This window comes from Reinekea blandensis MED297 (assembly GCF_000153185.1).
GTDB lineage: Bacteria > Pseudomonadota > Gammaproteobacteria > Pseudomonadales > Natronospirillaceae > Reinekea > Reinekea blandensis.
This window is the reverse complement of record NZ_CH724150.1, coordinates 244,457-265,728: the sequence shown is the minus strand read 5'-3', so window position 1 is coordinate 265,728 and position 21,272 is coordinate 244,457. Positions and strand designations below refer to the sequence as shown.

Here is a 21,272-nt window from a genome sequence, read left to right as displayed (position 1 = left end):
AACCGGGCAAGTGCCCGGTTCTTTTTATCCGAAACCTTTGTAAGCGTTTGCACCACTCTGCTTTTTAAAAGCGCCATATCCAGTTGGCCTGTATTGCACCACCAGGCCCAAAGCTGCGTTGCTTCATTTCAAGGATTGCCCAGCACTCTTTCGTTTCCGTCCCCACTTTGTAGGCGATTTTGTAAAACTTATAGACGAAGTCAGGGTCACTGTATTCCGATTGAAAAGAACAGTTTTGTCTGGAAACCAAATCGCTCCTAAGGAGACTCCCTCCCAACTCATGGACTTTATTATTAATGATTGCCATTCGCTCTTTTTCTACCTGGCCAGACATTCGTAATAACAACCATACCGACACGCCGCCTGCTAGAAACGTCAGTAAAAATGCAATTTGTAAGCTCATATCAGTCCCTTCCATAGTTACCGGATGATCATTGCATCTACTAAATTACACCTTAATGCTCATCCCTACCATCAGAAAATGACGAGATTTAAGCAGGCTTAAAAATGACTCAAAAAAACGGAATTTTGCTAGGTTTGTTGCAAGATTGTTGAATCGGCTGGGCACATCCTTAAGGTTACCTGATTAACTGCGGCTTGTTCGACGTGATGACCAATGCATCCAGATAGCAGGGATGAGAGCCAAGGCAAACACGATGGCCATGACACTGAATGCATCATGGTACGCCAGTAACTCTGAGTGGTTTTTTGGTATCTGAACGAGTTGAGGGTTGAATTCCTCGTCCATTTTTCCTGCATGAACGAGCATTCGAATGTGCAGATAAACCGCAATCAGGTTTACGCCAAAAGCACCACCGAGCTGTCGGACGAAGTTAATGGCACCCGAACCCTGGCTCAGTAAAGCTGGCGGCAGTACACGCATTGAACCGACATTCAGACTGGGCGTGACGAGTGCCAAACCGATTCGTCCCAGCACAATCCAAAACGCCAGTGCCCAAAACGACGTATCCAGTTCTGCTTTGGTCATCAGAAATGACGATAATGCAAAGGCTAACAGGCCTAACGATATGGTGATGACCGCCGGGCTCCGATCAGCCAACCGCCCTGCTATCGGGAAAATTATGCCCATGATCAGACCTGACGGCATCAGCAATAATCCCGCAGAAGTGGCTGAATAACTCAACACCGATTGAACATACAGCGGAATGAGAAACGTTGAACCATACATACCCGCGCCCAACATGAACCCGACCAAGGCGGCATTTGAAAAAGTAACGTTGGCAAACACACTCAGGTTAAACAATGGCGCGGAGCATTTATTCTCCCACCAGATGAAAAACAGCAAGCTCATTACGGCTGCAACTGCACAACTGATCACCGTTACCGATATCCAGCCGTGGGCCGACCCTAAGGTGAATGCCGACAGTAACGTCACCAGGAACGCAGCGATGGCGAACAGTCCAAGCCAATCAAAGGCCAGTCGCTCTTTGTTCTCGGTCTGATTGGGTAAAAAACGGAAAGCCATGAGCAAACCGGTTAAGGAAAACGGGATAGAGACAAAAAACACATATCGCCAGCTAAACAAATCGACCAGAAAACCGCCCAGAGTAGGCCCCAGTGCCGGCGCCAGTACAATCCCAACGCCATAGATGCCCATCGCGGACCCTCGTTTCTCGACGGGAAAAACTTTAAAGATGACCAACATCGACAGCGGTTGCATTAAGCCTGCTGCAATCCCCTGCCCGATACGGGCCAAGATCAGAACCGTCGAGTTTGGGGCAAAACCGCCAACGATGGAGGCAATTACAAAGACGGAAATGACAAGAACGTAAGTGAGCCGTTGCCCGTAGGAATCTACAAACCAGGCCGTTAAAAGCATACTGCCGGTCATCGCCGCCAGAAAACCAGTCGACAACAGCTGTACTCGATCTGGCGTCATTTGTAACGCCTGCATGATATCCGGCAAGGCGACATTCACAATGGTTGCCGTAAGCACGGTCGATATCGTGCCCAGTACGACCGTCAGTGTGACAAACCATTTATAGGCAGGTCCCTGTCGTGTACTCAAACCATTAAGAGTAAGCTCGCCGCTCATTGTGGTTCCCGTTCGTCGTTTTGGGGGGGAACGCTCTCTTGAGTGTTAACGGTTGAAAACTGGTCTAGATTGCGGTGTATCTGTTCAAACACGGACAGACATTGCTGCAGGTCTTCCTCTGCAATACCGTTAAAGATGGCTTTGTTTACATTGTTAATGACGGACTTGATCTGCTTCACCGTTGGCATGGCCTTGTCTGTCAGTAACACGCCCTTGGTTCGTCCGTCACTGGGTAAAGAACGGCGTATGATCAACCCTTGAGCTTGCAGGCCGTCCAGGGTTCGAACCAAGGTTGGCCCCTGTATTCCTAAAATTTCCGCCAGTTCCTGTTGCACAACCGGCCGGTTTTTCTTGTCTAACACAATCAGCACTCGCCAACGTGCTTGAGTCAGACCAAACGGGCTCAAACGGCGGTCCAGTTCCGATCGCCACTGCCTTGCCAACTGAACCATCATGGGACCAAAAGTCTCGGTTGGCCGATCTGTTATCAGGTCTCCCACAGGTTTCCCCTTCCCTCATCGTAAAAAAGTTAAGCTTACGGATATTAAAATAGATAGCTAGCTAACTAACTTAATACTTACAAACCGGTTGTGATGGCACCGAGCCAGAAGCTTTATTTGCGACACCGCTCGCAAAAATATATGTTTAAGACACGGCTTGGCAGATAAAACCGTCTGCCAGGCGCTGAACTTAAACACTGTCGTGCACGTAAAAAGATGGTGAGTCATAAAAAAGTCGAGGGTTAAAATGAAGGCTGTAATTCGAATCTGGCTGCTCCTTTTGGTCGCGCCCTGGGTGGCTGCGGACGTTAACTACATAGACGCGAAAGGCATTGCCCTGCGCGGAGAACCCAAGTACGACGACGATTTCACGCACTTTGAATACGTTAACCCGGATGCCCCCAAGGGCGGCACGCTGCGCAGTTATGCCACCGGGACCTTCGACTCTTTGAATCGCTATGGTCAGCGTGGTGATCGGGTCATTGGATCAGAAGCGTTGAATGACACCCTGATGGTGACATCCGATGATGAAATCTCCGTTTATTATCCGTTGATTGCCGAACGCGTTCGGTTTGCCGATGACTACTCCAGCATTACCTTCTTTATTCACCCGGACGCGACCTTCACCGATGGCGAAGCCATTACCGCTGACGATGTGAAGTTTTCTTTTGAAAAGTTCATGACGCAGGGCGTGCCACAGTTCGCCAGCTATTATGCCTTTGTCACGGATGTGACCGTATCGGATAACAACTCGGTGACTTTTCAGCTGGAAGGCGCCGATCGGGAACAGATGCTGTCATTATGCAGCTTGGCCGTGTTGCCGGAACATTACTGGGCCGATAAAGATCTCAGTGAGCCATTGAAAGAAGTCCCGGTCGGTAGTTCCGGAACAACGATCAGTGATTTTAAGTTCGGTCAGTATGTCATCTACCAGCGAGTTGAAGACTATTGGGCTGAGGATCTTCCGGTCAATCGCGGTCAAAACAACTTCGACTATTACCGTTACGATTACTATCGGGATCAAACCGTCGCCTTTGAAGCCTTCAAAGGTGGCGAAATCGATCTTTGGCAGGAAAACATCGCCAAGCAGTGGGCTACGGGCTATGACATTCCAGCCGTGCGCAACGGTGACGTGATCAAAGAAACCATCGAACACGACATCCCTCAGAAAATGCAGGGATTCATCTTTAACACCAAAGCACCCATGTTCACGGATGTTCGGGTACGCAAGGCACTCAGCTACGCGCTCGACTTTGAATGGATGAACAAAAACCTGTTTTACGATCAGTACACGCGCACGGTCAGTTATTTTCAGGAAACCCAATACATGGCAAGAGACCTTCCCAGCGAAGAAGAGCTGGCCATTCTTGAGCCCATTCGGGATCAGATTCCTCCAGAGGTGTTCACTGACGTTTATGAACCGCCAAAAACTGACGGCAGCGGGAATTTGCGTGCCAACCTGCGCACCGCCCTCGCCTTACTCAAAGACGCTGGCTGGGAAGTAAAAGATCAGAAAATGACTCATGTTGAAACCGGTGAAGTCTTTGCGTTTGAGCTGATGACTTTTTCACCGGTTACTGAACGGGTCGCCATTCCGTTTCAGGAAAACCTGAAGCGTTTGGGTATTGAAATGTCGATCCGCCAGGTCGATACCTCTCAGTTTGTGAACCGTTGGCACAACCACGACTTCGATATGATTTCGTGGTCTTATTCCGCTAACGCCTATCCGTCGTCAGGGCTGCAAATTGTCTGGCATTCGGATTTTATTGATTCGACATACAACCAGGCCAACGTCACCGACCCCGCCATCGATTACCTGATCATGGGCATTGTCGAAAACCAGAAAGACGAGGATGCGTTGCTGCATTGGGGCCGGGCACTCGACCGTGTGTTGTTGTGGAATCATTATGTGATTCCGCAATGGCACATCAGTCAATATCGCATTGCGTATGTGAACAAGTTCAGTCGGCCGGACATCCGACCTAAGTACGCGTTGGGGACCAACACCTGGTGGATTGACCCGGCGAAAGCGGAGGCGCTGAACTGAGTTCATGGGCAGTTATGTAGTACGCCGACTTCTGCTGATGATCCCCACGCTGTGGGCGATCATCACCATTAACTTCTTTATTGTGCAAATCGCTCCGGGTGGTCCGGTTGACCGGATGATTGCACAAATGCGCGGCATTGAAGGCGAACTGCTCGATCGGGTGACCAATGCCAACCAGCAGGAGGTTCAGGACAGTTCGGACGGTGATGAGTCGGTTGCCTATACCGGCGCCAAAGGATTGGACCCGGAAGTCATCGCCGCCATTGAGCAACGTTTTGGCTTTGATCGTCCGATCCACGAGCGGTATTTCGCTATGCTCTGGGATTACATCACCTTTGATTTCGGAGACAGTCTGTTTAAAGCAAACTCCGTTGTCGGGCTGATCATTGAGCGCATGCCGGTAAGTATTTCACTGGGGCTCTGGAGCACATTAATCATCTATCTGGTATCCATTCCGCTGGGCATTAAAAAAGCGATGCAGCACAGCAGTCGGTTTGATGTCTGGACGACCACGGTGCTCATTGCGCTCAACGCCATCCCCGGTTTTCTGTTCGCCGTCTTGTTGGTCATTTTATTTGCCGGCGGTAATTATTTCGATTGGTTTCCTTTACGCGGTTTGGTGTCGGTTGGCTGGGAATCTCTGCCCTGGTGGCAGAAAATTCTGGATTACTTCTGGCACATGACACTGCCCATTGTTGCGACCGTCATTGGCGGCTTTACCGTTCTGGCGATGCTGACTAAAAATTCGTTTTTGGATGAAATCGCGAAACAGTACGTCGTGACCGCCAGAGCAAAAGGCAATACCGAACGACGGGTTCTGTATAAGCATGTCTTTCGCAACGCCATGCTGATCATCATTGCCGGCTTTCCGGCAACCTTTATCAGTTTGTTTTTTACCGGGTCGGTTCTGATTGAGGTGATTTTCTCATTGGAGGGGCTTGGCTTGCTGGGCTTTGAAGCCACTACCCAGCGCGACTATCCGGTGATGTTCGGTACGCTCTACGTGTTTACGTTAATGGGGTTGTTGCTCGGACTGCTGGGCGACTTAATGTACACCATCGTTGATCCCCGTATTGATTTTGAGGCCCGCAGCTGATGACGCTCTCCCCGCTGGCACAACAACGACTGCAGCGTTTTAAGAATAACCGTCGAGCGGTTTGGTCGCTGTGGATCTTTTCCATTATTTTCAGCGTGACATTGGTTTCCGAACTGATTGCAAACGACAAACCCTTGCTGGTTTATTATGACAATGACGTTTATCTGCCGGTTTTCCAATCCTATTCCGAGACGGAGTTCGGCGGCGATTTTCAGACCGAAGCCGACTATCGTGACCCGTATGTGGCCGATCTGATTAATGAAAAGGGGTGGATGATCTGGCCAGCCATTCCATTTAACTACAGCACCATTAACTACAATCTGCCCTCCCCGGCACCCTCGCCTCCCGATGGCACGAACTGGCTCGGAACTGACGACAACGGCCGCGATGTCGTGGCCCGCATACTCTATGGTTTCCGGATTTCCTGCCTGTTTGGCTTCACACTGACCCTTATTTCCGCGTTGATTGGTGTGGCCGCAGGTGCCGTGCAGGGCTATTACGGCGGTTGGCTGGACCTGATGTTTCAACGTTTTATTGAAGTCTGGAGCAGTATGCCAACCCTCTTTATGCTGATTATTCTGGCCAGCGTGGTGCAGCCGAGTTTCTGGATGCTCATGGGCTTTTTATTGCTCTTCAGTTGGATGGGCTTTGTTGGCGTGGTTCGGGCCGAGTTTCTCCGAACCCGAAACTTTGAATATGTTCAGGCCGCCAAAGCGCTGGGGATGAGCAATCTGCGCATCATGTTCCGACATGTACTGCCCAATGCCATGGTCGCGACGCTCACGTTGATGCCATTCGTGTTGAGCGGTTCGGTAACCACCCTAACCTCTCTCGACTTCCTGGGTTTTGGTCTGCCGCCCGGATCGCCATCTTTGGGAGAGCTGCTGGCTCAGGGGAAAGCCAATATTCAGGCGCCGTGGCTCGGGCTCAGTGCCTTTTTCGTCATCGGCACTTTAATGGCCTTGCTGGTGTTTATCGGTGAAGGAGTGCGCGATGCATTTGATCCGAGGGTGAGCTTATGAGCACAACGGCTCCGCTGGTCCGGTACCAAAACCTGAGCATCGATTTGGTGAAAGGTCAGCAACGCACCTCACTGGTCTCTGACCTGTCACTGGAGATTTTTCCCGGCGAAACCGTTGGACTGGTTGGCGAATCCGGGTCTGGTAAGTCTTTGACAGCCCTGTCGCTGCTGAAATTGCTACCCATGCCACCCATGGTCTACGCGCAGGGCGAAATCTGGTTCAACGACATCGATATCATTAAGGCGTCGACGCCCGCGTTGAGAGATCTGCGTGGTGGCGATATTGGTTGTATTTTTCAGGAACCCATGTCGTCTTTGAACCCGCTGCACACCATCGAAAAACAACTGGCTGAGACGTTGTTTCTGCACCGCGGATGGTCGCGTGAACGAGCCCGCCCCGTTGTCCTCGATTGGCTAAAGCGTGTTGAGCTGAATCAGCCGGAGGCCAAACTCAACGCGTATCCCCATCAGCTGTCGGGAGGTGAGCGACAACGCGTAATGATCGCCATGGCGCTGATCAATCACCCCAAGCTGCTGATTGCTGATGAGCCGACAACCGCGCTCGATGTCACCGTTCAGGCGCAGATTCTGGAACTGATTCAGAACCTGCAGCGCGAACTGGGTATGAGTGTCTTGTTTATCAGTCATGACCTGGGCATCGTTCGACATCTAGCCGATCGCGTCGCGGTCATGCAGTCCGGGAAACTGGTTGAAGTGGCAGACACCGCCACGCTGTATCGCCAACCGCAACATCCATACAGTCAAAAACTGCTGAACTCTGAACCGTCCGGCGATCCGGTTGACCTTGCTGAGTCGTCCGCGCCTGCGATACTCCATGCCGACAACGCCCGCATCTGGTTCCCCATTCAGCAGGGAATCTTGCGGCGTACAGTTGATCACATTAAAGCCGTTGATGGTGTGGATTTCAGTCTGAAACGCGGAGAAACGCTGGGCATTGTGGGCGAAAGCGGTTCCGGCAAGTCGACGCTGGCCAAAGCCCTGGTGGGGCTGGTTCGTGCCGACGGTGATCTGCAGTTTGATGGTTTGCCTTTAATCGGGCGATCGAACCGCCAGTGGACGCCGTTGCGAACTCGCATTCAAATTGTCTTTCAGGACCCCTACGGAAGTTTAAGCCCGAGAATGTCCGTTCAGCAGATTATCGCTGAAGGACTGGAAGTTAATCGGATTGGCACTCCCGAATCTCGCGAGGCGGCAGTCATTCAGATGATGAAAGAAGTCGGCCTCGATCCGGACAGCCGTCACCGGTATCCCAATGAGTTCTCGGGTGGTCAACGGCAGCGCATTGCTATTGCCCGGGCGATGATTCTGGAACCGGAGGTTCTGATTCTGGATGAACCGACCTCGTCTCTCGATCGCACCGTTCAGTTTCAGATCATTGAGTTGCTGCGCCGTCTGCAATCGAAAAACGGCATCAGCTATGTGTTTATTTCCCACGATTTGAAAGTTGTTAAGGCCATTGCACACCGGGTACTGGTCATGAAAAACGGCAAACGGGTTGAAAGCGGCACGCATATTTTTACGGCACCGGAGCACCCCTACACCAAGGCACTGGTAGAGACGGCGTTTCAGTATCAGGATTCAGCCCATTCGACGGCGCTGTCCGGGCCCGAAGATAAAGGCTTGTAAGCGCCGCTTGTCGCGGATCAAGAATCCGGAGAGTTTAAGCTTTCAACTCGTTCGGTGGGCGATATACTCCAGAGCTCAAGCCAACGTTTTAGAAAGGGAGTGTCCGTGAAAACACAAGTCATCATTGCTATCTGTGGCGAGGACTATGACGGTCTGATCAACCAGTTAACGGTAAAAACCAAAGCGTTGGGTGGCAAATGGCTGGCCAATAAGCTGACCCATTTGGATGGCTACATCGCCGGGCTGTTAAAAATGGAAATCGACGCTGATCAGCTGGATGCTTTCAAGGCCATGACAAAAGCCTTTTCAGAAGTTCGTTTCAGTATCTATGAAATCTCGGACAACCCGTCTCATCATCGTCCGGCATTTCGGGTCACGATTGAGGGTGAAGACCGATCCGGACTGACCAGTGAAATCACTCAACTGCTCTACGATCAGGATGTCCATCTGCTGCATTTCCAGAGTCAACGGTTCCCGGTTGTCGGCCTCGGAACGGGCGTTTTTGAAGCCACACTGGACATCGAAATGCCGGATACGTTGACCTTCGAGACCCTGAAAACCCGTTTAGAAGCGCTGGACCCACAAATGAAGGTTTTTCTGACGGACTCTGACTGACCTTAAGTTCAACTACTGAAGCCGGTTGAATGCCCTAACCGGTTTCAGACAACAGGTGTGCGCGGAATTGATATGATGTATCATTCACGCTTTAAGACCTTCACCTGAACTGCCGGGGCATCTTCCATGTTGTTTTACTCCTCCAGCTTGACCGTTCGATTAACGGTTATAGTAACGCTGCTGATCGCCCTCGGCCTTTTGCTCTGGAGTGTGCTGTAATGCTGTCGTTTCAGAACCTCACACTCGGCTATGATCGCCACCCGGCGGTTCACCACCTGTCTGCTACCATTGAAACCGGCGATTTTGTTGCTTTGGTCGGGCCTAATGGCGCCGGGAAAAGTACCTTGATGAAAGCCATACTCGGACACATCGAGCCGATGGAGGGGCGCATTGAGCTAGGCGATCTGAACCGCGACGATATCGCCTACCTGCCCCAGGCCAGCCGTGTTGACCGCTCTTTTCCTTTGACGGTGTTTCAGTTTGCGGCCAGTGGTCTGTGGCAGACCCGGGGCTTAATACAGCGGGTGAATCGTGCTGATCGTCAAAGAGTGACCGATGCGCTTTCTCGCGTAGGTTTGCATGGTTTTGAACACCGAACCTTGGATGCGCTTTCCGGTGGCCAGTTCCAGCGGTTGCTGTTTGCGCGCAAACTGGTCCAGAACGGCCGCCTGCTGTTGCTGGATGAGCCATTCAGCGGCGTCGATGAGCAAACAACTGAAGATCTGATGGCGGTGTTGCAGGCGCAGCATCGCCAGGGCGCGACCATTGTCGCGGTTATTCATAACATTAACCTGGTGCGTCGTTATTTCCCGACCAGCCTGTTGTTGTCCCGCGAGCTTATCGCCTTTGGTAAAACAGACGAGGTTCTGACCACACACCATCTGAACCGGGCCAGCACCATAGGCTTCGGAGATCATGTTCATGCGGATATATGCCAGGTGTCTGAATCATGAGCAGTGTACTGATTGCCCCGTTTACTGAGTTTTCTTTCATGAGTCGTTCGCTGGTTGGCATGCTGTTGCTGTGTTTGAGCACCGCACCGGTGGGTGTTTTTCTGATGCTGCGGCGACTCAGTCTGACCGGCGATGCGATGTCTCACGCTATTTTACCGGGCGCGGCTATTGGGTTTATGTTTGCCGGGCTTTCCGTGACGGCCATGACCATCGGTGGGTTCATTGCCGGCAGTCTGGTAGTGGTGTTGTCGGGGCTCACCGCACGTCAGACCGACACCGGTGAAGACAGCAGTCTGGCAGCGTTTTACCTGACGTCACTGGCCATCGGTGTGATGATTATTTCGATGTCCGGCAGCAGTGTCGATCTGATGAATGTGTTGTTTGGCTCCGCACTGGCCCTGGACAACGCGGCGCTGATTCTGCTGTATATAATTTGTGCGCTGACGTTGATCACGCTGACTATTATCTATCGCCCGCTCGTACTGGAAAGTGTTGATCCAGACTTTCTGAAATCGATCAGCCCAATGGGGTCTCTGGCGCATTATGGCTTTCTGATTCTGGTCGTTTTAAATCTGGTCAGTGGGTTTCATGCCATGGGCACACTGATGTCGGTTGGACTGATGATTTTGCCATCGGCGATCGCCCGATTCTGGGTGAAAAGCCTGGAAGTGATGATTGTCAGTGCCATTAGCATTGCGTTTGCCGCCTGCGTCAGCGGCCTGCTCCTGTCTTTTCACTTCAGTGTGCCAACCAGCCCGACGATTATTTCGGTCTTGGGGGGAAGTTACTTCCTGTCTATTTTTATCGGCTGGCGTAAAGGCGTGTTGATTAAACTCATTCAACGTCGACAGCGTCATTTGACCGCCTGACGGCATTCAGCGTCTGGGAATATCCCAATAGTCACTGAGTCGGGCGTACTGCGTAAATGTCTCACCATCCCAATGCACACTGTAATGACCAGCTTGGGTCACAGCGGTGGTGGCCGATGGTTTTAGCAGTGCAATGCACTCGCCCTTTGGATGACGTGTGGACGTAAACAAAAAGCCCGGCTCTCCTGCCCGATACCCGAGCTCACCGCGTTCCTGAGAGGCTTGATAGTCGTCTTGGTGAAGTGAGACGTCGGACCTGACATCCACAAGCGGGACCGTGACCTTTCCGGTATAGGCCCGCACGGTGGCGTCTGCCAGGTCGGTAAAACGATGATCCCGCCAAAAAATGGCCTGGTGATAAGACCACTCAGAAATTGCGCATTCAACCGAGTCCGCCGCGTAATAAGCTCCGAAGTGAACGGTGTTAAAACGACCTGGTCTGAAATGACAAAATGCCGCCATGACCGCGCCCCAACCCGGCCCGCTGTGGAACTCATCGGCCGGCAACCACTCCGACCAGTTCATCAAGCGATCGTTGGTTTCACCTTCGAGTTCAGCCAATAAACGCTGATCATCAAGATCGACCGTGTCAAAGAGGTTGGTCGGGGGAAACCGTGAATGCACCACGCGATGATGAGTCCACGACGGTTGATGGGTGTCAGCCACGGGCGGCATCCAGATAGCGACGCACGGCATAGAGCGCGGCCATGGTCCCTCGACTCAGCAGAAAGGTTTTTACCGATTGTCCCTGAAACAGAGCATGGTCATTGGGCGTCTGAAACCACTCCCCAGCGAGCTCCGGTCGGTTAGCCGGCGTTACCAGCTGATAGGCTTTGTAGATACCTAAAAGCAAACTGAGGCGCTCCATCACATCCCGGGAAAGATCTACCGGTTCCCGGTTCAGAGCTTTCTTTTTCCATACCTGGAACGTTCGACGGGGAATACCGCCAAGCAACTCGCATTGTTCATCGACACTCAGGGCCCATTCTTGCCGGTCACGCATGGTTTCGAACCAACGTAAGGCCGCGGAGGCGTGCACGGGCGACTGAAGCGTACCGCTCCCGCCATTGGGAACCATTGAATAGTGGCTGTATTGGGAGAGTGAACGTGTCATAGCACAGCTCCAAGAGTACGGTCGCAGTTTAATCTGCGTACACCCTTCACTATAGTGCAAAATTGCCCAATTTCAAGTTGATTATGCAGTTTTGCCCAGAGCTTCATGGTAATGCTTACGACACATGGATACATAACGTTCGTTGCCGCCGATTTCGACCTGAGCGCCCTCGGCCAGTGCATTCCCGTTTTCATCCATACGCACCACCATGATTGCTTTGCGCCCGCAATGACAGACGGTTTTCAGTTCGGTCAGCTTGTCAGCAATGGCCAGTAACCGTTCTGAACCTGAAAACAGTTCGCCCTGAAAATCGGTGCGGATGCCGTAGCACAGCACCGGAATATGGAGCTGGTCGACAACCAGAGCCAGGTCATCCACCTGTTTACGCGTTAAAAACTGGGCTTCATCAATCAGGATGCAGTCTACATCTGGCTGTTCGCGAACCCAGGCAATCAGATCGGTGTCGGCATTGAACATATCGGCCGTTTTCTCCAATCCGATACGGGACGCAATCCGGCCCTCGCCGAAGCGGTTGTCCAGTTGCGCCGTCAGCAGTCGGGTCTTCATACCGCGTTCGTGATAGTTGTAATCCGACTGCAGTAACGCAGTGGATTTTCCGGCATTCATTGCCGAGTAATAGAAATAGAGTTGGGCCATGGCAGGAACATCAGTTTTATTTTGTGAACGTCTCGTGAATAATACCGGCCAATCACACCGACCGACAACGGAAAAGCTCAATGAAGATCATTTCTTTTAATATCAATGGCATACGCGCACGTCTTCATCAATTAGAAGAACTGAAAGCGACCCATGATCCCGACATTCTGAGCTTGCAGGAAATCAAGGTGCATTCAGATCTTTACCCTCACGAGGCGGTCGCCGCTGCGTCTGGGTTGGTTTCTCAGGTCCATGGTCAGAAGGCGCACCATGGCGTGGCCACTTTGAGCCGACAACCAGTACCTGCGGAATATGGCTTCCCGACCGATGTAGAAGACGATCAGCGCCGTTTGATTGTCACCCGGCACCCCACCGCCGATGGCCGTGAGCTGGTCGTCATCAATGGCTATTTCCCGCAAGGCGAAAGCAATAAACACGCAACCAAGTGGCCGGCAAAGCGAAAGTTTTATGCGGATTTGCTGACCTGGCTGGAAACCCATGCCAAACCGGATGATTTGCTGATCGTGTTAGGCGACTTCAACATTGCCCCGGTGGACGAGGATATCGGTATCGGTGAGAAAAATGCCAAGCGTTGGCTACGTGAAGGAAAGTCTGCCTTCTTGCCGGAAGAGCGCGAATGGTTTGAAAAACTGCGCGCTTGGGGGCTGGTGGATTCCTACCGTCACCTTTACCCGGACAGTACCGAGCTGTTTTCGTGGTTCGATTATCGCTCGAAAGGCTTCGACGACGACCCGAAACGAGGACTGCGAATTGACCACCTGATGATCACGGAACCCTTGGTGCCATTGATTCAGTCCGCTGGCATCGATTATCACATCCGTGGCATGGACAAACCCAGTGACCACGCCCCAGCCTGGTTGGAGCTGGACTTACCGTTAGCCTGATCTGAATAAATGAAAAGGGGCCGATCAGTCGGCCCCTCAGACTGATGACAAAGTCACCACCGGTTTCGAGACGATGAAAAGGTAGCTTTCAAATGGACGTCGAAAACATGGCGGTCCGGCGTTCCGGTGTTTTCGTCGAGCTTATCAGGTGGTCCGGCATTCCGGCGATACTTGCAGCGATCCATTTGAAAGCTACCTTTTTGTCGGCGGGGTTTATCAACAAACTGAGGGGTCGATAATTCGGCCCCTCTTTTGCGTTATGACAGTTTATGCCAGGTGAATCCGTCGCCAGCCAACTGTTCAGCGTTCGCTGAGTCGGTGATGATCGCTTCCGTACGCGAGTCGGGAGCAAAATAGGTGTTCGCGACCTGAATCAGGTCGGCCTTATTCACCGACAGCAAACCTTCACGATATTGACGGCGAAACTCGTCGGTTCGACCAAACAAGCGATTCTGATACGCCCCTTTCACTTCACCCGCAGGCGATCCCGGTTTGTCCAGGGAGCTGACCACGCCCAATATGGCTTGTTCGACCTGATCGTCTGAGAACTCACCCTGCCGTACCCAGTCGAGACTCGCCGTGAAATCGGCCAGGGTTTCCTGCAGACGAGGGTCTCGATAAGAGTAAAAGCGGAACACACCGTTACTGTTGTCATGACTGGCGCCGCCACCGTAAGCACCGCCCTGTTCCCGGATTTTGGTGTGCAGTACATTGTTCTGTAAGACACCGGCCAAGACTGTTAATTTCGGCGAATCGGCGTGGGTCGGTGGAACCGTTGAGTACGCGGCTGCACAGAAATTGACATTGGTGTCGGTGCTCCAGACCGCTCGATCATCCCCAAGTCGGGACAGGGTTTGATCTATAGCCGTTTGTTCTTCGACAAACGTAAGCCGGCTTTGCTGCAGTCGCGCTTCCATGTCTCCCAGCACGTCCTGCTCGCCAATAATTAACGCATGAGGTGACTGTTGCTGCATTTTCTGATGCAGTGACTGCAAAGCACTTAACCACTGCTCCAGCCGGGTCGGGTCTTCCTTCCATTGTTGCACCCAGTTTGTCAGGCGAACGATTGCCGGTAACCCGGTGCCATGGTAAATCAAGGAGCTGCCGTTACTGTGTCTGGCCGATGCCGCCTGCATGGCGAGGCCATGTCCACTGCCGGTCACGCCCTGCAAGCGACGGGAACTCATTAACGTCATGTAATCCCGCACCCGCGCAGTTTCGTCAAAGCGCGCGTCCAGCCAATGCATCGCCATAATGTCTGTTAAGTCAGCAAAATATCGATCCAGTGACTTCCCGGTAAACACCAGATAACCGGTTAACTGATCGGTATCGGTCAGCGATGATTTATAAATGGAATACAGGTTCACATTGCCGGTTCGTGCGGCCTGGCGTTGTTGCGTTTCCAGGTAGCTCAACTCCCCGGCTCCGAGCTCGGACAGCAAGGACGTATAAAGCGGAAACAGTTCGCGCTCAGCGTCCGTCAACGATGGAATTGGCCAATACCACTGCTGATAAGCCAGGCCGTTGGTGCCGGCGCTATAGGCAATCACTGGTGATGTCTTAACTGGGCTATGCCGTTTGACGTCTGGTTTGACGTCCTTGAGGGTCACTTTAGGCAACAAATCGCCGTCATCAACCTGTTCCTGGCGTTCTTTCAGCGCCGCCGCCTGATCCAGAATGCGTTGTTTTTCATCATCGGACAGAGTTTGTTCGATGGCCTCCAGTCGAGCCTGTTCATTTGCCTGTTGACGGCTTTTCATTTCGTTGTCGGGACGCATGACCAAACGAACCCGATGTGCGTTGTCCAGCAGTAATCGCTTCACCAGAGACTGAATGTAGCCCGGTTCGCGGGTTCGTTGACGAAGAATATCCAGTGCACCATCAATATCGAGTGCGTCCATTACCGATCCGCCATGGGTCGCTGCGCCCGTAACGCTGAATATCAGCTGCAACCCGTAGGGATAGCCATCACCGGTGATTTCCCGTTGCGACAGTTCCAACTGGTGCAGCATGGCATCAATGTGCTCTTCTTCGACGCCCTGATCCGCAACCGACTGCAACGTATCCAAGACCAGCTTCTCAAATGCCTCGGCCTGTTCTGGTTCACTGCCCTCCAGACCACACATGAACAGCATTTCCCGGTTGGAGTCGTCTAACCCGCATAACGGTGATGGGTTCGTTCCTAACTCGGAGTTTTCCAGCGCCTGACGCAGCGGTGAGGCACTGTTGTCCAACAACAGGTCACTGAGCAGATGTGCTTCGAGCTGACCGATAAGATCGGTACTTTCACCCAGCAACCAGCCGATTGAATGATAGGTTTTACCGTCAGTTTCGCCTTCGGAGGGGTATCGCTCAGTCACTTCGAGTGGTCGGCTGAAGCGTTTTTCCCGCGGCACCGAGAGCCGATGCTCTAAAGGATCGAATGTCGACAGCGCCTGAGTTTCCATCCGTGCTTGTATGTCAGACGCCGGACGGTTACCAAACGTAAAAAAGGACGCATTTGACGGATGATAGTGCGTCTTATAAAAGGCTTTCAGCTGCTCGTAGGTGAGATCAGGAATGTGTTCCGGATCGCCCCCGCTGTTGTAATGATAGGTATTGCTTGGGAACAGGTAACTCTTGAAGGCCTGATAGAGCTGCGACACAGGAGAGCTCATCGCGCCCTTCATTTCATTGAATACCACCCCTTTATAGGTCAACCCGGAGCTGGCATCGTCAGCCTGATTGAACTCCAGTCGATGTCCTTCCTGCAGGAAGTCCAGTTCGTCAAGCCGTGAGAAAAACACCGCATCCAGATAGACCGAGAGCAGATTCTCATAATCTTTGGTATTTTCACTGGCAAAAGGATAGGCCGTCCAATCACTGCTGGTCATCGCGTTCATAAAGGTGTTCAGCGAACGACGCGTCATCATGAAAAACGGATCACGAACGGGGTATTTTTCCGAGCCACACAGCGCGGTGTGTTCCAGAATATGCGCTACGCCGGTTGAGTCTTGCGGCATGGTTCGTAAAGACACCATGAAGACATTTTCGTCACTGTCAGCGGCGAGATGATAGTGTTCTGCACCGGTTTTTCGGTGCCGGTAATACTCCAGCCTGACATTCAGGGAATCGACATACCGGCAATCCACCAGATCAAAGGCGGAATGAGGGGTGACTTGCGTGGACCTGAGATCGATTTGTGTCATACATCCTCGGCTGCTACAAATTTGGCGTAATCCCGGCGAATGATCGCCAGAATGATTCTCTTGTCGGGTATTGTAACCGTTCGCAGGCCAATCAACACCCATGATCAACGAACCCGGACCGATCGGTTGTGCCCTGCTTTCACGCCCAGGCATACGAATCGGATGAGGGATCTGCCCATCTTGAGGGTCGTTCCGATTGAGAAAGGTCGTTAAAATTTCATCCGGTAATGGCTTGTGCTTTCATCCATTGCCGAAATACGTAGAATACCCGCCCCTAATCAAACTCAGAGGTGCATATGGCCGAATTTGTACAGGGTCAACGCTGGCTCGTCGACAGCGAACCAGAACTCGGATTGGGGATGGTACAGAGCGTCGATGCGCGCGCTGTCCTGCTGTATTTCCCGGATTCAGATACTGAGCGCCAATATGCACTTCGCGATGCACCACTGACACGCTACACGCTCGATGTCGGTGAGACACTGGATCATCGGGATCAGGGCGAAAAAACCATCGCTGTCGTCCATTCTATGAATGGTTTGATCGTTTATGAAACGACCGACCAGCAAATGGTACCGGAAACCGAACTGGCCGATAAAGTGAAACGCAACAACCCGATGGTGCGTTTGCTCACCGGACAAACCGATCATCCAAACTGGTTTGCCTTTCGCTCAGCGCTGAACAGCGGCATTCAGGCGATCTGGTCGACACATCTGAACGGTTTGCTCGGAACCCGCTCAACCTTACTGCCGCATCAGCTTTATGTTGCCCGCAGCGCGACTGAACATTCCCATGTCAGAGCCCTGCTGGCTGATGAAGTCGGCCTGGGTAAGACCATTGAAGCCGGACTGATTATCAACCGCTTACGCCAGCAGGGACGTATCCGACGTATCCTGATTGCCGTTCCGCCTGCCCTGCAAGCACAATGGCTGGTCGAACTGATCCGTCGGTTCTCGCTTTTCTGTGAAATGTACCAAGGGCCGGAACATGATTTCGCGATTGGTCAGGTCCATCTAATTACACACACTGAGCTCACCAGTGAAGAGACCCTGGCACACATCAGTGAACAAGATTGGGACATGCTCGTCGTCGACGAAGCCCATCATTTAAACACCGAAGCCGACGAGGCAGACTCACTGCACTGGAGTCAGTTTGCACGTCAGCTTCCCCATCTACTATTGCTGACCGCAACGCCAGAACAACTGGGGCAACAATCTCATTTTGGGCGCCTTCAGTTACTGGACGCCGGTCGTTTTGCCAGTTTTGAACAGTACCAGGCCGATGAAGCATCGTTTGCCGATCTGACTGATATCGCCCGTGCGCTGAACGAAAATCAGGTCACCCCGGACGTCATTCAGCAGTTGGAGAGCCTTGGTATCAGCTGGCAGAACGATGCTCATCAGGCACTTTCCGCCCTGCTGGATCGGCATGGAACCGGGCGAGTGGTTTATCGCAACACGCGCAAAGGCGTCAGTGGCTTTCATCGTCGCCAAGCCGACCTTGAACTGTTTGCAAGCGATTCAGACCGCGTAAAAGCGTTGGCACAATGGTTAAAAACCAATCGTGATGAAAAGGTTTTACTGATTGCTCACGATAAAGAAACGGCAAAGAGTCTTGCCTATGAACTGTGGCACGACTTCGGCGTGGACGCGACGTCCTTCCATGAAGACCTGGATCTGATTGAACGGGATCGCGCGGCGGCTCACTTTGCGGATGTCGATGACGGTGCTCATATTCTGGTTTGTTCGGAAATCGGCGGCGAAGGCCGCAACTTTCAGTTCTGTCACCATCTGATCCTCTGGGACATCCCCAGCCATCCGGACAGTCTTGAACAGCGTATTGGTCGTCTGGACCGAATCGGACAAACACAAACCATTGGTATTCATGCCTACTTGCTTCAGAACAGCGACGATCAACGTCGATACCAGTGGTATCACGATCTTCTCGGGTGCGTGGAGCAAAGCCAACCTGCCGCCGGTACCATTCACGAACAGTTTGCCGAAGACTGGTTTGCCCGGGGCGATGACGCCTTGGCAGACAGCATTCGTAAACAAATGCGCGAGTTGACTGAACAGCTGGAACAAGGCCGGGACATACTCCTTGAGCTGAACTCCTGTCGCCAGCCTGAGGCGGATAACATCCGCAACCAGATTGAAACGTTGGAACAGAATCACCCTCTGTCCGTTGTTGAGATGGCGGCCAACCTGCTGAACCTTCACTTCGAATCCATCGCCAATGGCATCTATGAGCTGATTCCGTCCAGTAACATGCTCATCCCCGTACTACCTGGCATTCCTGAGGGCGGCGCGGTGGTCACCTTTGACCGGCAGATTGCCAGTCAGCGTGAAGACACTTTGTTTTTATCCTGGGAGCATCCGTTTATTCAGGGACTTGCCGACATGCTGCAAGGTTCTGAACTGGGGCAAGCCTCTATTGCTCTTTTGGAATCAGAGCAGGTACCGGCCGGTCAACTGTTGATGGAAGTTCAGTGGTCGGTTTCCGTTCCGGAACGGCTAACACATGCTCTGAAACCTCACCTGAATACGGCGCTGTTCCGTACCCTGGTGTTAGAAGGTGGCGTCAAAGATCTGAGCGGGGTGTTATCGGAAGACGCACTGCAAGCCCAGATTAAAACCTTACCGGTAAAAATTGCCCGCAAAATGATCCGGGAAGCCAAAGAGCGGATCTCGCCGCTTTATGAGACCAGCCAGACTCTTGCCGAAGATCGCTTTAACACTGCACTGGAAGAGACGCGTGCGTCTTTAGTGGCCGCGAATCAAGCGCGGGTGGAACGCATGAGTTATCTGGCCTCGGTTAACCCGATTGTTACTCAGGCCGATGTAGAGAAGCTGAAGATTCAAACTTTGCTCGAAGAGGAAGCGTTGTCTCAGTGTGAGTTCAGTACCAGCGGTGTCCGATTGATCCTTTGTGCACCACCGGGAAGTCTGTAAACGATCACTCGTCACCCGATGTTAACAAAAAAATTGGCACCGGAGCAGAATCTGGTTTACCTTGAAATTCGGGCCACGTGATTGTGGCCGCCCCCTTCAACGAAAAAATAAGAAAAAATATGAAGGAAACGATATTAATTGAGCGCCCGATTCCGGGGCTTGCAGTGGTAAAACTCAATCGCTATGAGCAGGATAATGCTTATGATGATGAGATGGTCTGTACCCTTATCACAGCCTTTGATGATCTTATGGAAGACGACAGTCTGAAACTAATCTGGTTGACGGCCGTCGGTGAAAACTTCTGCCGGGGGCCGGATATTGAGTGGGTTCGTCGTCGGCAACATTCCGGGCGCGCTGAACATCAACAAGACGCTGAACAACTGTCTCGATTGTTTCAAACGCTTTATGAGTTCCCTATTCCAATTATGGTAACCGTTCGGGGTATGGCTAATGCGGCGGCCGTTGGTGTGCTTTGCTGCTGTGACATCGTCTTGGCCGCAGAACGCGCTCATTTTACGATAACCGAAACCCGCCACGGCCAGGTGCCGGCCCTGCAAAGCCCCTATTTGGTTAAAACGCTGGGCGAACGAGCGACCCGCTACTATTCACTCAGCGCAGAGTCAATGGATGCCTACACCGCGACTCGTTTGGGGCTGGTGAACAAAATCGTTCCGGAAAATGAACTGGATTCCATGGCCGATCTGCTGATTCAACGGATGCTTAGCCGTAAGGGGCTGTCACTGCGACAAACCAAGGCCATGATCAGTTTGTCTGCTAATGAACCGTTCGATGAATCACTGGTGGAAACGCTGATCGATTGTTCGACGGATATCCGGCTCAGTCAGTCGATCGATGCCGATACCACCGTTTGAGCCGTTATACCGATCAGGATTCCTGCTCTAAAGCGGCCGACAGGAACGGAATCAGCATCTGCATCACACGCTCGACACTGGCGTCGTGACCGGTATCCGCCTGTGCCATACTGCGCAACACTTCCAAGCTCGACATGGTAAACACCGCAGAGCCGATGGCGAAATGAATGCGCCAAAAGATCTCATCACTCGACAACGTTGGATGCGCTGCTTTGAGGTAGCCAATAAACCGACCGTATGTCTTAGCGTAATTTTCATTCAGAAAACGCCGTAAATGCCCTTGCGCTTGGGTATAAGCAAGGCCCAGCAATCGCATAAACACAGATAGTTTATTGTAGCGTTGATGGGTTTCGACGCCGGTCAACATGGTTCTGGCCAACACACCGAGTACGTCCTGAAACGTCGGCTCCCGATTGGTTGCCACCATGGCATCGAGCTCTTTGTCGAGTTTCTGAGTGAACGGGGTCAGAAAACGGGCAAACACGGCTTGGATCAGATCCTTTTTGGATCCGAAATGATAGTTAACCGCAGCCAGATTAACCTTGGCACGGGTCGTAATCATGCGCAAAGACGTTTCAGCAAACCCTTTCTCCGCGAACAGCTGCTCGGCCGAGTCGAGAATACGGGTGACGGTATCTGCTTGAGTCATAACTTCAGCTCTTTTCAAACGATCGTTTTAAACGACTAGAATAGGCTTTTTTTCAGGGACTTGCAGCAACTTTTTCACACTTTGCTTACATTTACCGGTAAGCTCACCGCTGGATTGGAATCACCCGGTGCGTTT

The 21,272-nt window shown here is 52.2% G+C and carries 18 protein-coding genes; 10 read left to right on the top strand and 8 right to left on the bottom strand.

All coding sequences use genetic code 11. The annotated features are described in order from the left end of the window. Positions 1–64: 64 nt before the first annotated feature. The 3 genes from MED297_RS06590 to MED297_RS06580 all read right to left on the bottom strand — a co-directional run bounded on the left by MED297_RS06590 (position 65) and on the right by MED297_RS06580 (position 2,556). Positions 65–403 carry a hypothetical protein gene (locus MED297_RS06590; RefSeq protein WP_040556711.1) on the bottom strand — a complete coding sequence of 113 codons (339 nt, stop codon included), beginning with the start codon at positions 401–403 and terminating at the stop codon, positions 65–67. A gap of 183 nt (positions 404–586) precedes the next feature. Then, positions 587–2,056: an MDR family MFS transporter gene (locus MED297_RS06585; protein ID WP_008043431.1), complete on the bottom strand. Its 1,470-nt coding sequence runs from the start codon at positions 2,054–2,056 to the stop codon at positions 587–589. Further along, on the bottom strand, positions 2,053–2,556 hold the full coding sequence (locus MED297_RS06580) for a MarR family transcriptional regulator (RefSeq protein ID WP_202594521.1): 504 nt from the start codon (positions 2,554–2,556) through the stop codon (positions 2,053–2,055). Before MED297_RS06580 ends, MED297_RS06585 begins: the two co-directional genes overlap by 4 nt. Before the next feature lie 247 nt (positions 2,557–2,803). Here MED297_RS06580 and MED297_RS06575 point away from each other — a divergent pair, with 247 nt between their 5' ends. The 7 genes from MED297_RS06575 (at position 2,804) to MED297_RS06545 (ending at position 10,804) form a co-directional block, all read left to right on the top strand. After that, positions 2,804–4,603: an extracellular solute-binding protein gene (locus MED297_RS06575; protein ID WP_008043428.1), complete on the top strand. Its 1,800-nt coding sequence runs from the start codon at positions 2,804–2,806 to the stop codon at positions 4,601–4,603. Between the two features lie 4 nt (positions 4,604–4,607). Further along, on the top strand, positions 4,608–5,699 hold the full coding sequence (locus tag MED297_RS06570; protein WP_008043426.1) for a microcin C ABC transporter permease YejB: 1,092 nt from the start codon (positions 4,608–4,610) through the stop codon (positions 5,697–5,699). Further along, the gene (locus tag MED297_RS06565) at positions 5,699–6,721 is read left to right on the top strand and encodes an ABC transporter permease (protein ID WP_008043424.1); all 1,023 of its coding nucleotides are present in this window, start codon (positions 5,699–5,701) and stop codon (positions 6,719–6,721) included. The genes MED297_RS06570 and MED297_RS06565 overlap by 1 nt, the downstream gene beginning before the upstream one ends. Further along, positions 6,718–8,367: an ABC transporter ATP-binding protein gene (locus MED297_RS06560; RefSeq protein ID WP_008043422.1), complete on the top strand. Its 1,650-nt coding sequence runs from the start codon at positions 6,718–6,720 to the stop codon at positions 8,365–8,367. The genes MED297_RS06565 and MED297_RS06560 overlap by 4 nt, the downstream gene beginning before the upstream one ends. Positions 8,368–8,472: 105 nt before the next feature. Next, complete coding sequence (locus tag MED297_RS06555; RefSeq protein WP_008043420.1) at positions 8,473–8,982, top strand: glycine cleavage system transcriptional repressor; 510 nt, start codon at positions 8,473–8,475, stop codon at positions 8,980–8,982. Between the two features lie 218 nt (positions 8,983–9,200). Next, positions 9,201–9,935 (top strand): metal ABC transporter ATP-binding protein, encoded by a 735-nt coding sequence (locus tag MED297_RS06550; protein ID WP_008043418.1) that lies wholly within the window; start codon positions 9,201–9,203, stop codon positions 9,933–9,935. Beyond that, entirely contained in the window at positions 9,932–10,804 is an 873-nt protein-coding gene (locus MED297_RS06545; RefSeq protein ID WP_008043417.1) for a metal ABC transporter permease, read from the top strand. Before MED297_RS06550 ends, MED297_RS06545 begins: the two co-directional genes overlap by 4 nt. Before the next feature lie 6 nt (positions 10,805–10,810). On the opposite strand, the gene MED297_RS06540 is transcribed toward MED297_RS06545, so the two are convergent. From MED297_RS06540 to MED297_RS06530, 3 genes are all read right to left on the bottom strand, one after another. Beyond that, entirely contained in the window at positions 10,811–11,470 is a 660-nt protein-coding gene (locus MED297_RS06540; protein WP_050762883.1) for an RES family NAD+ phosphorylase, read from the bottom strand. Then, positions 11,463–11,918 carry an antitoxin Xre-like helix-turn-helix domain-containing protein gene (locus MED297_RS06535; RefSeq protein WP_040556710.1) on the bottom strand — a complete coding sequence of 152 codons (456 nt, stop codon included), beginning with the start codon at positions 11,916–11,918 and terminating at the stop codon, positions 11,463–11,465. Before MED297_RS06535 ends, MED297_RS06540 begins: the two co-directional genes overlap by 8 nt. Positions 11,919–11,999: 81 nt before the next feature. Beyond that, positions 12,000–12,575 carry a thymidine kinase gene (locus tag MED297_RS06530; protein WP_008043411.1) on the bottom strand — a complete coding sequence of 192 codons (576 nt, stop codon included), beginning with the start codon at positions 12,573–12,575 and terminating at the stop codon, positions 12,000–12,002. 80 nt (positions 12,576–12,655) lie between these two features. Here MED297_RS06530 and xthA point away from each other — a divergent pair, with 80 nt between their 5' ends. Continuing rightward, complete coding sequence (gene xthA / locus MED297_RS06525; protein WP_008043409.1) at positions 12,656–13,480, top strand: exodeoxyribonuclease III; 825 nt, start codon at positions 12,656–12,658, stop codon at positions 13,478–13,480. A 257-nt stretch (positions 13,481–13,737) separates the two neighbouring features. Here xthA and MED297_RS06520 read toward each other — a convergent pair whose 3' ends face one another. Next, positions 13,738–16,668: an insulinase family protein gene (locus MED297_RS06520; protein WP_008043406.1), complete on the bottom strand. Its 2,931-nt coding sequence runs from the start codon at positions 16,666–16,668 to the stop codon at positions 13,738–13,740. A gap of 296 nt (positions 16,669–16,964) precedes the next feature. Between MED297_RS06520 and MED297_RS06515 the strand changes: the two genes are divergently transcribed. Together MED297_RS06515 and MED297_RS06510 are read left to right on the top strand one after the other, a co-directional pair. Continuing rightward, positions 16,965–19,616 carry a helicase-related protein gene (locus MED297_RS06515; protein ID WP_008043403.1) on the top strand — a complete coding sequence of 884 codons (2,652 nt, stop codon included), beginning with the start codon at positions 16,965–16,967 and terminating at the stop codon, positions 19,614–19,616. Positions 19,617–19,735: 119 nt separating this feature from the next. After that, complete coding sequence (locus tag MED297_RS06510; RefSeq protein WP_008043401.1) at positions 19,736–20,488, top strand: enoyl-CoA hydratase-related protein; 753 nt, start codon at positions 19,736–19,738, stop codon at positions 20,486–20,488. A 13-nt stretch (positions 20,489–20,501) separates the two neighbouring features. On the opposite strand, the gene MED297_RS06505 is transcribed toward MED297_RS06510, so the two are convergent. Beyond that, positions 20,502–21,137, bottom strand: coding sequence for a TetR/AcrR family transcriptional regulator (locus tag MED297_RS06505; RefSeq protein WP_008043400.1), 636 nt, complete (start codon positions 21,135–21,137; stop codon positions 20,502–20,504). Positions 21,138–21,272: the final 135 nt, after the last annotated feature.